Consider the following 14,200-nt stretch of genomic DNA (forward strand, 5'->3'; position numbering starts at 1 on the left):
ATTTATGTAAATAATATCTTTAAATATAAAAAACGCTACGAGAAAAGCTCATAGCGTTAATGTCATTATAGTTTTTTAACAAACTCTGATTTTAATTTCATTGCACCGAAACCATCGATTTTACAATCAATGTTGTGGTCACCTTCAACAAGACGAATGTTTTTAACACGAGTTCCTTGTTTAAGATCTTTTGGTGCACCTTTTACTTTCAAGTTTTTAACGATAGTAACACTGTCACCGTCAGCAAGACGAGTTCCGTTGCTATCAAGAACAACCAAGCCATCTTCTTCTTCAACTGAATCAGCTGGGTTCCATTCATAAGCGCACTCTGGGCAAACTAACATTAATCCATCTTCGTAAACATACTCAGAGTTACATTTTGGACAATTTGGTAAAGACATCATTTCTCCTTATCAAAAAATAGCTATAACTTTATTACTGTCATAAAGTTAAAAGTTACATTATCCATTCTACCTTAGAAAGTAAATTTTGGCAAGTATTATTCCACAGTAACCGATTTCGCAAGGTTACGAGGTTTATCGACGTCCAAACCACGTTGAAGTGTTGCGTAATAAGCAATCAATTGTGCTGGGACTACCATTGCAATAGCTGACAAGAATGGATGTACAGTTGTTACGATGATATCGTCACCTTCACGAGCCTGACTTTCATCAACAATTGTAAGAACGCTTGCTCCACGTGCTTCAACTTCTTGGATATTACCACGTGTATGTGATGCAAGAACAGGATTGCTTGAGATAAGAGCGATAACAGGCACACCTTCTTCAATCAATGAAATTGTACCGTGTTTCAATTCACCAGCTGCAAATCCTTCACATTGAATGTATGAAATTTCTTTTAATTTCAAACTTGCTTCCATGGCAACATAGTAATCTGAACCACGACCAATGTAAAAGGCATTACGAGTTTCTTTAAGAAGTGACTCTGCTTTTTCAGCAATCGTATCTTTTTCAGAAAGTGTTGCTTCGATAGATTGTGCAACGATAGCAAGTTCGTGAACAACATCAAAATCAGCTGCTGCTTTGTTGCCATTAGCATCGCCTACTGCTTTAGCAAGAATTGCCAATGTTGCAACTTGAGCTGTGTAAGCTTTTGTAGAAGCCACTGCAATTTCAGGACCTGCATGCAAAAGCATAGTGTATGTTGCTTCACGTGACAATGTTGAACCTGGAACGTTTGTAATAGTCAAACTAGGAATGCCCATTTGATTTGCTTTAACCAAAACTTGACGACTATCAGCAGTTTCACCTGATTGTGAAATCATGATGAAAAGTGGTTTTTTGCTCAATAAAGGCATGTTATAGCCCCATTCAGATGCAATACCGAGTTCAACTGGTGTATCAGTCATTTGTTCAAGGAATGATTTTGAAGCAAAACCAGCATGGTAAGATGTTCCAGCAGCCAAAATGTAAATACGATCTGCTTCTTGAACAGCTTTGATGATTTCAGGATCAACAGTGACTTGATTATTGTCATCTGTGTAGGCAGTGATTAACTTACGCATAACTGTTGGTTGTTCATCAATTTCTTTCAACATATAGTAAGGGTAAGTTCCTTTACCAATATCAGATAAGTCAAGTTCAGCTGTGTAAGAATCGCGTTCGATAGTATTGCCATCATAATCCATAACTGAAACAGAATCTTTTGTCAAAACAACCAATTCTTTGTCGTGGATTTCCATAAATTCGCTAGTTTCGCGGATCATAGCCATAGCATCTGAACATACCATGTTGTATCCGTCACCCAAACCAATCAAAAGAGGTGATTTATTTTTAGCCACATAAATAGTATCAGGATCTTCAGCATCAACCAAAGCAAAAGCATATGAACCTTCGATGATTTTCAACGCTTTTTTAAAAGCTTCAAGGACTGACAAACCTTGTTCAACGAATTCACCAACTAAATGAACCGCAATTTCAGTATCAGTTTCACCTTTAAGATGGTGATTTGAAAGATATCTTTCTTTGATTTGTAGATAGTTTTCAATAACACCGTTGTGAACCAAAACGAAACGTCCAGTTTCAGATGTATGTGGGTGAGCATTCAATTCAGTTGGTTGACCGTGAGTTGCCCAACGGGTGTGACCAATACCAGTGTAACCAGCCATATCAATTCCAATTTTCGCACGAAGATCAGCAATACGTCCAACTGATTTAATTAAGCGACCTTGATTAACACCATTAGTAACGTAAATTCCTGCAGAATCGTAACCACGGTACTCCAATTTTTCAAGACCTTGCATTAAGATGTCTGTTGCGTTTTTGTTTCCAACAACACCAACAATACCACACATATTTTTTTACCTTTAATAGGAAAAACCTATTATCTCTTTCTTATTTTTTGAATTGGTATAGTCTAATAAAGACCTTCCAAAACCTTACAGCAACAGTATATAACTTTACTTTTACCTTGTCAACAGAAAGATTGGTATAAAATATACTATACCAATTCTTTATTGGTATAAAAGGAAAATTAAACCAACAAAAAACAGAGTAGCTAAACTACTCTGTTGTAATAAATCCAAATTGATTAAGTGGTAAAACTTTGAAAGTAACAACACCACGAATTTGACTTTCCTTGATTAGTCCAAAACTACGACTATCATTAGTATTCTGACGATCATCATTTAAGACTAGATAATACCCTTTTGGCACTTCGTTATATTTACCATTAGAAACTGTATTAACAGAAAAATCAGAAGTAAATGGCTGTTGGGTATCCGAAGTTGACAAATATTCGGATTTTATCTTGCTAATGTACGGTTCTTCTTTTACTTTGTTATTAACATAAAGAATATCATCCATTACAGTCACACTTTGTCCAGCTGTTGCGACAACACGACTAATGTAAAAAATACCATCTTTCTTGTAAACGATGAAATCTTTATAGCGTGGTTCTCGATTTCGATTAACAACTACGACATCACCATTTGATAGGTATGAATTAGCGGCATCTTCATGCACTCTAAATGTTGAAAAAACAAAAATTCTCAACAAAAATATCGCTAAAATAGCAATTAAGACTAAAATAATGTTTCGAATAAAATCGCGCTTAACCATAATTTCTCCTATTCTTTGTTCTATTATATCATGTTTCTGAACATAAAAAAAGTGGGCATGTGACTTTTGACACAAAGTAAGTAAGTTAGCCTTGTTTTATCTAGATAAAAGAATAAAAAATGAGAATATTTGCCCCTTCTGTGCCCCTCGCTACCATTTTGACATAAAAAAAAAGCCCTATCAGACAGGCTGAAAAGCTTGATATGATAGGCTTTTTATTATTTAGGTTATTTTACAGTGCAAACCTTCATAATTGATGAAAACAATTTTGTGTGTTGGATTGTCAATGTACCTGCTAAATTCTGGATGTTCACGCATTTCTGCTGCCCACTGTTTTGCTACTGATTTAGTTAAACCCTCCCAGCGTTGCATGAGATGATCATAGTCGCCCCATTCAGCATCTTCGTTAACACCGACAGCCTTGTAAGTTATTTCGACCTTTGGCATAGCGTGCTCCTTTTAAATATGCTATAATTTAATTAAGTTAATTTTTGTTAGTGACTGATTGCCGTCAGTCGCTTTTTTTGTGTCAAAAAAATGGTTTCATCTTCTACTCCTTTCTATTGTCTACTGCTCTCAACTAGCAGTTATAGCCCTAGCAAGTCTCTGAATAATGTCATGTATTTTTTGGAGGAAATACATAATTTTTGATAGATATTTATATAGGAGACCATGAATGAATCAATAACTGCTTAAACGTGTAAATATTAAAATAAAGAGAATACTGACTTGCTAGAGCTGTAACTACTAGCTGAGAGATAGTTTTAAATTTTAATCAATTTTGTAATCTTCAATAACTCGTAAGATAAATTGATTAGCTTTCAGGCCGCGAGTTGAGCCACTCAAAATATTAGTAACTTCTTGTCGACTCATTCCATATGCAGCTGCTAAAGCCGCTTTTTTGATATTGTTTTCTTTTAAGAAGTCACAAATTTTTTTGCGTCCATTTGCAATATCTGGCATCTTTCTTCCTCCCTTTTTTAAACTGTAAACAAGAAATAACTATTTTTTAAACTTTTCTTTATATAACACTTGACATTTTTTAAAGAGTTTTATAAAATCAAGGTATACTAAAGAACGCCTATAAATCAATATTCTTAGCTCGCCAAAGCATTTATAAAAACTTATTTGGTTGGTTGTTTTTTTAGTTGTTTCTTACTTACAAAAAATATTTTTACAGAACTCTTTAAAAATTGTCAAGGATTTTTACAAAGTTTTTAAAAATATTTTTTGTCATACCCTAGAAAGGTTGATAAATTAATGTTTCCAACATTTGATATAGTTAAAGAACTATGTAAAAAACAAGGTATTTCTATAAATACTTTAGAAGAAAGAGTTGGTTTCTCTAGAAATTCACTTTATTCTTGGAGAAACAGCTCACCAAAACCTGAAAAACTAAATGTAATTGCAGATTATTTCAATCTATCTACTGATTATTTATTGGGAAGAACTAAATTTCCTTATGTAGCTACATCTGAGAATGCTGCCACTTCTACTAATAATAAGATAGAAGAACAAGCACTTGTCATGTTCCGTAAAGAAACAGCAAACATGACTGACATGGAAAAGCAACGTTTTAACAACGCTCTTTCTGGATTAATGCAAACTGCTCGTAGTCTTATTGAAGACGATTCAAACTGGAAGTAGGTGTTTTTATTTGGAATATCGTTTTATCAATTCTGCTGATTATTATCTTTACCAGCAGAAAGCCAATTTCTTCTTAGCTGAAGCTAGTTATTATTTCAATTTGCCGTTGTCTGAAATAACCAGCAAACATGTTATAGATTACTTCGAAAAGAAATACAATATCTTATTTATCTTTCTTGATGTTGATAAATACGAAGACTATTTTAGAAATATCGGGGGACGTCAGGCTACTAGAGAAGATATTAAATATAGAGGATTGGTTAATAATTGTAGAGTAAAATTTACAAGTAAAGAAGTTTGTAATTCGTTATCTGGTATGACAATGACTTATGATCATTCAGATAGATATATTGTTTACATTAATCAAAGAACTATTCTAGGTCGACTAATGTTTTCAATTTTACATGAACTGAGTCATATTTTTGCCCATTTTGAAGGTGAGAAAAGTCAACGTATGTATGCATCTATGATGTCCAATGCATCTGATATTTCTACTGGATGTTATCCTAGAGAATTACAGCCAATTGAAGATGAAGCAAACACATTAGCTTCGCTGTTTCTATTAAATGATGAAAGATTAAAAGCTAGCATCCTAACTGGAAAAAGTTTCAATGATTTAATCAGAGAAAACTATATGTCTGGTGCAGCAATTATGAATCGTTTAAAGAACTTTTTAGTATATAATTACTGTATTCCAATTCAAGATGCAGTTCGCATTGCGTTAGATTATCGCAATGGCTATAATTATACAATTCAATCAATTGTATTTTGATAAAACGATATAAAGGAGAAATTATGGATTTTGAAAAATTAAAAGGATTCGCAAAAACATTGAAGGCAAATATTACATTTGTGGATATAATGAAGAACCTGTACTGTTTGAATTTGCTGGCTCTCAAGTTGTAGAAAAAACTGTAACTAAAGGGAAAACTAAAAAGCAAGGTCGTGCAGGAAGTGTTCTCGGTGGTGCTGCACTTGGTAGTGTTATTGCTCCTGGTGTAGGAACAATTGTTGGTGGTATGGCTGGTGGGGCTCGTAAGAAAAAAGGAACAATTGACACTACTTCTGTTACTATTGTCGAAGAGAAACCAGGTAAAGCTACTGTCAAACTTCGTAACATTGAAACTGGTGAAATTACATCAATTCAAACTAAATTAACACAAGCTGAAGCAAACAATGTTCAAATGTTCTTTTTAAGCTAAACAGTTAAAAGTAATAAAGATTTATGAATAATACTTTTAGGGGACTTGTTTAAGAATTACTACAGAAACTTAAGAAAAAATAAAGTTTTTTACTCAAAAGAGTTGACAAAAAAAGTAAAGTGTTCTAAAATGAATACACAATAAAGTTAGTTCAGCTCTTGAGAGTAGACCCCCCACCATAAGGGGAGTGCCGAAATCAAGAGCTTTTTTGTATTTTTAGGAGGAATAAAGATTGAAAATAGCAATTTTGGTAGATGGTGGCTTTTATAGAAAACGTGCAGCAACTGTCTTAGGACGTTTGACTGCTAAGCAGAGAGCAACCGAATTATATAGTTATTGTAATAGGCATCTAAAAGATACAAACTACGGTGATGAAGTCCGTCATAATTTATACAGAATTTTTTATTATGACTGTCCTCCTATTTCAAAACAAGTTTATCATCCTCAATTAAAAAGAACTATAGATTTTAGTAGGAGCGAAACTAAGGCATGGACTGAAGATTTCTTTAATGAATTGAGCCATAAACGTAAAGTTGCTCTTAGGCTCGGTGAATTAAGTGAGGGAACAGTACATTATAATTTAAAACCAAGTTCAACTAAAAAATTATTAAATAATACTATAACTGTTGAAGATTTAACTGAAAAAGACTTTAGTTTATCTATGCAACAAAAAGGTGTTGACATGCGTATAGGTCTTGATATAGCTTCTTTAGCTTATAAACACCAAGTCGATAAAATTGTATTGATAGCTGGAGATAGTGACTTTGTTCCTGCTGCAAAGCTTGCTCGCAGAGAAGGGATTGATTTTGTCTTAGACCCTCTTGGTAGCCATATAAAAGATAGTCTGAGTCTTCACATTGACGGTCTACGCACCTGTGATAATGCTTATAAACAATAAAGCAAAAAACCTTACACTTCCTGTCGCCAAACTTAGAGTGTAAGGAATAATTGGTAGTATAGTAAAAACCTGCATACTGCAGGCCTCTTTACTATACCCATTTTACCATAGAAATGAGGTATTAACAAATGTGGTCAGAAAATCATAAAAGTGGAAAAATTAATTTTGTCGAAAGATACAGAGATCCATATACAGGCAAGTGGAAGAAAGCGTCTGTATTGATGGAAAAAGATACTCCTCGCATAAGAAAATAAGCTCAAAAAATACTTGATGAAAAAATTGCTGCAATCTTACAAGAGCTAAATTCAAGCGAAGTTTTATACACTGATGTCTTAAACAACTGGTGGAAATTCCACCAAAAAGAACTTAGGCGCACTTCTATAAGCTCGCTAAAAAGTAATGTTCAGTATGTGAGAGAAAATTTTGGTATTGATGTCAAAATATCTAAAATAGATACTTATTATGTTCAACAATTTATAAACAGTCTTGAATTATCAAGACCAAGACTTGAACGTGTTAAATCAATATTAAATCAATCATTTGATTATGCCGTTTCTCTTAATCACATTAAAACCAACCCAGCAAGACAAGCTAAACTTCCTAAAAAGGTGCTAACCATTGAAGGCTATGAAAAAATCAAAAATAAATATCTGGAAATTGAAACAGAGCTTATTCCATTAATTAATGAATTACGACGCACGAAACGGACTTACTTGAATTCACTGATTGCCGAATTTCTATTTTTAGATGGTGCACGTATTGGTGAAGTCGTTGCTTTAGAAGATATTAATTACCGTAAAGACGATAATTTTGTAGATATTTTTGGCACTTTAGACAGTGTCCAAGGATACAAAGAAGGCCAAAAAAGAACCACCCAAAACACCTGCTGGCTATCGTAGCAATAAGTTATCAAAACGTGAATCAGAAATATTAGATGAAGCTATTAAGATTCGAGATTTAAACAAAAGCTTAAATCCTAATTGGATTACTATGGACCGTAGCTATATTTTTGTAACAAACCGTGGCGTACCTATCCAACGTAATTCGTTCAATGAATCTATTAAAGCAGCAAACCAACGTCTTGAACATCCTATTAATAAACCGATAAGTTCACACATTTTTAGACACACACTTGTCAGTTATTTAGCCGAAAAAGGTGTACCGCTAAAGGCAATTATGGACAGAGTTGGCCACGAGGACAGCGAGACCACAATGAAAATTTATACACATGTCACAAACAAGATGAAAGACAAAGTTGTTGACATGATTAACGAATTACCGCTTTAGTTTGCCCCTTCTGTGCCCCTCGCTACCATTTTGATATAAAAAAAGCCCTATCACACAGGCCATAAAGCTTGATATGATAGGAACTTTTTATTTTCGTCGTAGACTGCTGGATGTTCTTCGTTCAACGAACTGTGACCATCCTAGCATTCCTGACGGGGGTGCGTCAACGAAATCAAAGATTTCTGACTTACCACCTTATTTTACAGTGCGGATACGCATTGTGTTTGTACCACCTGAACCAACAGGAACACCAGCGACGATAACGATGTTATCACCTGATTGAACCAATCCTGATTCAAGAGCAGCTTTTTCAGCAACTTCAAACATGTCATCAGTTGATGCAGGTTTTTCAGTTACGACTGGAATAACACCCCAGTTAATCATCAATGATTTTTGAGTTTTTTCGTCGAATGTTACAGCCAAGATGTCAGCATCTGGACGGTATTTAGAGATAAGACGAGCAGTGTTACCAGATTCAGTAAGAGCAACTACAAGTTTGATATCCATTGAGCTTGTTGCATCTTTAACTGCAGAAGCAACAACTTCTGTTTTAGAAGTACGAGCGAATGATGATGAATCAAGACGTCCGTATTCGTTAAGAAGAGTTTGAGCGTTTTTATCGATTGTAGCCATTGCACGAACTGCTTCAACTGGGTATTTACCGTTTGCAGATTCACCTGAAAGCATTGTTGCGTCAGTACCATCGATAACAGCGTTGAACACGTCAGATACTTCTGAACGAGTTGCACGTGGTTTTTCAGTCATAGATTCAAGCATGTTTGTTGCTGTGATAACTGCTTTACCAGCTGCGTTAACTTTAGTGATGATCATTTTTTGGTAAACTGGAACCATTTCGAATGGAACTTCGATACCCATGTCACCACGAGCAATCATGATACCATCAGCAGCTTCGATGATTTCGTCGATGTTTTCGATACCTTGTTGGTTTTCGATTTTAGCGAACAAACGAACGTGTCCGTTACCAGTTTCTTCACAGATTGCACGAACTTCTTCAACGTCTTTTGCAGTACGTACGAATGAGATAGCGATGAAGTTAAGACCTTGTTCAAGACCAAAACGGATATCAGCGTTATCACGTTCAGCAAGAGCTGGGAATGGGATTTTAGTGTAAGGAATGTTTACACCTTTTTGTTTAGCGATAATACCATCGTTTTCAACTTCAACAACAAATTCACGAGTTGCATCGTCTTTAGCGACAACACGAAGACCAAGTTTACCATCGTCAACAAGAACTTGTTTACCAACTTCAACGTCATCGTAGATGTCAAGGGCACCAGCAACGTTCAAAGCGATAACTTCACGAGTTGATTTGATACCTTGTTTAGTAGCAACACGGATTTGTTCACCAGTTTTGTATGAATATTCTTTAGCTTCGCCTTCAAAAAGTTCAGTACGGATTTCAGGACCTTTAGTGTCAAGAAGGAAACCAACTTTTTGTCCAGCAATTTCTTCGGCACGACGTACAGTTGCCATACGTTCACCTTGTTCTGCGTGGTCACCGTGTGAGAAGTTGAAACGGAATACGTTTGCACCTTCTTTAATCAATTGAGCGATTTTTTGTGCTGATGCTTCAACATCAAGGCTTTCACCCCAATATCCATCTTCACCGAATTTTTTACCACCACGGATTTCAACCGCAGGACCAAGTGTTGCAACGATTTTTACGCGTTTATTCATGATAATATGAAACTCCCTTTATTTTTAAGCCGAATGAACGACTATTAATAACAATAATTTTTAATCTAATACTATACTATATTACAAATGAGCAATGTCTCGATTTAATTGAGCAAAGTCAAGACGTGCTTTGTGTGGCATGTTGACGATAATGCTACCATCTTCTGCCAATGAGAATAGAGCACCTTCTTCTTTAGTACCAAGAATTGGGCTTTCTACTAATTCTTCGTTGTGGATACCAACGGCAAGTCCACCACGACCTTGTTGAAGCAATTCAACAGCGTGAGCACCCATCCAAGAAGCAAGAACACGATCACGAGGTGATGGTGCACCACCACGAAGGATGTGACCAAGGTTAGTTGCACGAAGGTCGCTAGTATCACCAGCTTCTTTCATCAACTCTGCAAATTTTTCAGCATGCATTACACCTTCAGCAAGAACGATAAGGTGACGTTCTTTACCTTTGTTTTCGTAACCATCTTTAACTTTTGCAACAACTTCGTTGATGTCATATTCTTCTTCAGGAATAATGATTTGGTCAGCACCTGCAGCAATACCTGCCCAAAGAGCGATATCACCAGCGTTACGTCCCATTACTTCAACAACGAATGTACGTTTGTGACTGTAAGATGTATCACGGATTTTGTCAAGAGCTTCCATAGCTGTGTTTACAGCTGTATCAAACCCAAGAGTGTAATCTGTACCAGCGATATCGTTATCGATTGTACCTGGGATACCAACTGCTGGGAATCCGTGTTCTGTCAAGCGCATAGCACCGTGATAAGAACCGTCACCACCGATAACAACGACACCTTCGATACCGTGTTTTTTAAGTTGTTCGATACCAGCAAGTTGTCCTTCAAGAGTTGCAAACTCAGGGTAACGAGCTGATTGAAGGAAAGTACCACCACGTGACAAAATGTTTGAAACACTTTGAGCGTCCAATGGGAAAATGTCGCCATCGACCATACCAGCATAACCGCGGTTGATTCCGAAGACTTCCATTCCTTCTTTAATTGCTTTACGAACAACTGCACGAACAGCAGCATTCATACCAGGAGCGTCGCCGCCACTAGTCAAAACAGCAATACGTTTCATTTTGCTAATACTCCTTTTATTAATCTAACGTTCTTATTATAGCACATTACTTTGTAAAAAGCTTTACTTTATTTTATTTTTACTAAATTTTTATTGATAAATCGTTTTCACTGTATATGGAGTTAAAGCTTGTAAAAGTTCTTCGTCCTTTTTAACCAAATGTCTCTCACTTTGCAAGGTTTGCTTACTATCTTGATAATGCAAAATCACGGGAATATTTCCTGGATATTGTGACAAGATTTCTGAAACTTCTCTATCATGTAAATGATTTGGAAGTAATAACCACAAGCGTTCACTACTTGCTTCTTGAACATGATTTAACACCATCTGCAATCGATTGTTGCGATTTTGAATCTTACCTGTTAAATAATAAAATCTTCCTTCTTGCAATTCGTCTTTATAATGTGTAAAAACTTCTGGAAAGAGAGTGACGTCAAATTTTTTCTGTGTGTCTGTCACATTTAGAAAAGCCATCTGCTCACCCTTGGTTTTTGTTCGAATCACACGAATCTGACTTAATTCAACAAGAATAGTCGCTTCAGTATTTTCATGCAAATCGGACAAAGCCGTAAAAGCAATAGATGAATTCTTGGCAATTTCAAGAAGAGGATGAGGACTGATTCCCACACCTAGCAATCCCTGTTCCTGACGATATTTTTCAGTATTTGGAAAGTCTTCTACTTCAATCCAATTATAGGAATTCTCTGCAAAAAGACTTCCTAACTCATTAACAAACATGAAAAGAGGTTCCAGATTTTCAATAATCTTGCGACGATTTTTTTCAAAATTATCAAAAGCACCGACTTCAACCAATGGTGTGATAAGTTCCTTCTTCTGGTAATTCTCAGGCAACTTGGTCAAGAAGTCCTCAATACTTGAAAATGGTCGATGATCAATAATCCAGTAACATAAATCACGTGGAAGTGCGCGTAGATTTTTCAAGCCAAGATAAATTTGACCATCAGCTATCTTATCGTTATAAGGCACTGTATTGATGTCGATTTTCTTGATGCGAAACTCTGATTCCATAGCATCCGTAATATAATCGGCACTTGAATAATTCAGCATGACATCATAAAAAACTGCAGGATAGTGTGCCTTAAAATAAGCTAGTTGAAAAGCTAATGCTGAGTAAGCAAAGGCGTGACTTCTATTAAAACCGTAGCCTGCAAATTTAGCCATGCGAGAAAATAAATCTTTAGCTGTTTCAAGCGGTCGACCAAGAGACTGTGCACCTTTTAAGAACTCGCTTTCCATTTTTTGCATGTCTTCTGCCTTTTTCTTAGACATGGCACGACGCAATAAATCCGCTTTTCCTAAAGTAAAGCCTGCATAGACTTGCGCAATTTGCATAACCTGCTCTTGATAAAGCATGATGCCATAGGTTGGCTCCAAGATTTTTGCCACCAAAGGATCGATTAAATCAATCGCTTCTTGTCCAAAACGACGTCTAATAAAGTTCTCGGTGTAATCACTAGCCCCTGGACGGTTCAAACTCGTTGTTGCCACAATATCTTCAAATTTTTGTGGTTTAATACGTTTTAACAGATTAATGGCGCCAGCTTGTTCAAATTGAAAAATTCCTTTTGTCTTTCCTGCAGCAAATAAAGCTAGCGTTTGCTGATCTTCTAAATCAATCAATTTGATGTCAATAGTGATGCCGTATTCTTTAACGACCTTTTCTTGCATGCGTTGCACAAAAGTAAGGTTACGAAGCCCAAGAAAGTCCATTTTAAGAAGACCATTTGCTTCAACTGCAGCCGCATCGTATTGCGTAATCATCATATCTTCGCCAGCTTTTAATGGAATATGCTCGGTCAAATTATCATCGCTCATCACTACTCCTGCAGCGTGGATTGAAGTCTGACGAGGATTTCCTTCGATACGTTTGGCAATCGCAAAAGCTTTTTGATACTCGATTTTAGAATTAATAATTTGACGGAAAGATAAGTTCTTTTCATAAACTGTAGTCAAATTATCTCTAAAACTGATTTTTTTAGTGATATTAGTCAATTCATGCTCTGGTGCACCGAATCGTTTAAAAACATCACGAATAGCTTGTTTAGCACCAAAAGTTGAAAAAGTCACAATTTGAGCCGAATGAAGACTACCATAACGATTACGAACATAATGAAGAAACTCACTACGATAAACATCTGGTAGGTCAATATCAATATCAGGCATGCTATAACGTTCTTCATTTAGAAAACGTTCAAAGAGCAGATTGTTCTTTACTGGGTCAATCCCAGTAATATCAAGAGCATAGGAAACTAAACTTCCTGCTGCAGAACCACGCCCCATTCCCATGTAATAGCCTCGACTGCGACCAAAACGCAACAAATCCCAAACAATGAGGAAATAATCATCAAAGCCCATCTTGTGAATGACTGAAAGCTCTTTTCTTAATCGTTCTTGGTACTCTGGCAACCAAAGATTTTTAGCCTTAAGCCCTGCTTCAGTTAATTCTATCAATTCCTCCTGGGCAGGTTTTTGACGATTAAAGCGCGGCAATTTTAGTTCGCTATTAAAGTCATAGTGAATATCAGAAACTAATTTTTCTAGATTCTCTAGAGCTTGTGGAAATTTTTGCTCAAAAGCTTGTGTTAAAATATCACAAGCCATCAACTGCTGTCCTTGCGGTGCAGCCGGCGCATCCTTCAAGCTAATATTATCTCGAATAGCATGAAGCATGTGAAGCGTTTCGACTTCGTTAGTATTAAAATACCGTACTGTATGAAGTGGAATTAAAGGCTTGTCATAATCCCTTTCCTCTGAGTGAACATTTACTCCGATATAATACTCAAAAGGAAGCGACAGGCTCTCTAAACCATCAAAATACGGGATAACAACCACTAAGCCTGACAAGTAATCCTTTAGATCTTCTAGCTGAATCCCAGAGGTCATCTGACGGCTAGACACTTTCATCAAGTTTTTGTAACCTGTCGTATCACGCGCAATTAAGTACACACTTAAGGAAAGATTTTCCTGTAAATTAAGCGTCAACTCAAGACCTAAAACAGGGCGTAAGCCTTCGCTTTTAGCTTTTGTAATAAAATGAAAGGCGGCATAGAGATTATCTTTGTCCATAATCCCAATGGTTTGGTAGCCTAATACTTTTGCTTCTTTGACATAGCCCTCTAAGTCAATTAAGCTATCCATAAAAGAATAAACAGTCTTGGTATCTAATTGGGCAAACATAAAAGCACTCCTTTCTCCGATTGATTTCTGTATCTATTATACACTAAAAATGGTGGTCGTTTGACTTTAACCCTAAATTAGATGTCTCAATG

11 protein-coding genes and 2 pseudogenes are annotated in these 14,200 nt (G+C 36.1%); 5 read left to right on the top strand and 8 right to left on the bottom strand.

Annotated elements, in window-relative coordinates; genetic code table 11:
• Nucleotides 1-65: 65 nt before the first annotated feature.
• From E0E02_RS02260 to E0E02_RS02280, 5 genes and pseudogenes are all read right to left on the bottom strand, one after another.
• The gene (locus tag E0E02_RS02260; protein ID WP_039696985.1) at nucleotides 66-401 is read right to left on the bottom strand and encodes a zinc ribbon domain-containing protein YjdM; all 336 of its coding nucleotides are present in this window, start codon (nucleotides 399-401) and stop codon (nucleotides 66-68) included.
• 98 nt (nucleotides 402-499) lie between these two features.
• A complete protein-coding gene (glmS, locus tag E0E02_RS02265) occupies nucleotides 500-2,314 on the bottom strand; it encodes a glutamine--fructose-6-phosphate transaminase (isomerizing) (protein WP_133017742.1) in 1,815 nt (604 codons plus the stop codon).
• Between the two features lie 208 nt (nucleotides 2,315-2,522).
• Nucleotides 2,523-3,080, bottom strand: a complete 558-nt coding sequence (lepB, locus tag E0E02_RS02270) for a signal peptidase I (RefSeq protein WP_074625822.1) — start codon at nucleotides 3,078-3,080, stop codon at nucleotides 2,523-2,525.
• Nucleotides 3,081-3,323: 243 nt separating this feature from the next.
• Nucleotides 3,324-3,527, bottom strand: a pseudogene (locus tag E0E02_RS02275) (excisionase); the annotation flags it as partial.
• A 324-nt stretch (nucleotides 3,528-3,851) separates the two neighbouring features.
• On the bottom strand, nucleotides 3,852-4,043 hold the full coding sequence (locus tag E0E02_RS02280) for a hypothetical protein (protein ID WP_001112861.1): 192 nt from the start codon (nucleotides 4,041-4,043) through the stop codon (nucleotides 3,852-3,854).
• 297 nt (nucleotides 4,044-4,340) lie between these two features.
• Between E0E02_RS02280 and E0E02_RS02285 the strand changes: the two genes are divergently transcribed.
• From E0E02_RS02285 to E0E02_RS09410, 5 genes and pseudogenes are all read left to right on the top strand, one after another.
• Nucleotides 4,341-4,727, top strand: a complete 387-nt coding sequence (locus E0E02_RS02285; RefSeq protein WP_133017743.1) for a helix-turn-helix transcriptional regulator — start codon at nucleotides 4,341-4,343, stop codon at nucleotides 4,725-4,727.
• A gap of 10 nt (nucleotides 4,728-4,737) precedes the next feature.
• Nucleotides 4,738-5,499 (top strand): ImmA/IrrE family metallo-endopeptidase, encoded by a 762-nt coding sequence (locus tag E0E02_RS02290; RefSeq protein ID WP_133017744.1) that lies wholly within the window; start codon nucleotides 4,738-4,740, stop codon nucleotides 5,497-5,499.
• A gap of 247 nt (nucleotides 5,500-5,746) precedes the next feature.
• Complete coding sequence (locus E0E02_RS09505) at nucleotides 5,747-5,929, top strand: hypothetical protein (RefSeq protein ID WP_206282014.1); 183 nt, start codon at nucleotides 5,747-5,749, stop codon at nucleotides 5,927-5,929.
• 232 nt (nucleotides 5,930-6,161) lie between these two features.
• Entirely contained in the window at nucleotides 6,162-6,827 is a 666-nt protein-coding gene (locus tag E0E02_RS02300; RefSeq protein WP_133017745.1) for an NYN domain-containing protein, read from the top strand.
• A 128-nt stretch (nucleotides 6,828-6,955) separates the two neighbouring features.
• Nucleotides 6,956-8,114: pseudogene (locus E0E02_RS09410) on the top strand (site-specific integrase).
• A 195-nt stretch (nucleotides 8,115-8,309) separates the two neighbouring features.
• On the opposite strand, the gene pyk reads toward E0E02_RS09410, so the two are convergent.
• The 3 genes from pyk to E0E02_RS02325 form a co-directional block, all read right to left on the bottom strand.
• Complete coding sequence (gene pyk / locus E0E02_RS02315; RefSeq protein ID WP_074563519.1) at nucleotides 8,310-9,812, bottom strand: pyruvate kinase; 1,503 nt, start codon at nucleotides 9,810-9,812, stop codon at nucleotides 8,310-8,312.
• A gap of 81 nt (nucleotides 9,813-9,893) precedes the next feature.
• Nucleotides 9,894-10,910, bottom strand: coding sequence for a 6-phosphofructokinase (gene pfkA, locus E0E02_RS02320; RefSeq protein WP_074559978.1), 1,017 nt, complete (start codon nucleotides 10,908-10,910; stop codon nucleotides 9,894-9,896).
• 90 nt (nucleotides 10,911-11,000) lie between these two features.
• Nucleotides 11,001-14,108, bottom strand: a complete 3,108-nt coding sequence (locus E0E02_RS02325) for a DNA polymerase III subunit alpha (RefSeq protein WP_133017748.1) — start codon at nucleotides 14,106-14,108, stop codon at nucleotides 11,001-11,003.
• Nucleotides 14,109-14,200 lie beyond the last annotated feature (92 nt).

Origin of the sequence: Streptococcus sp. KCJ4932, from assembly GCF_004352745.1 — a bacterium.
Classification (GTDB): Bacteria; Bacillota; Bacilli; order Lactobacillales; family Streptococcaceae; genus Streptococcus; species Streptococcus ruminicola.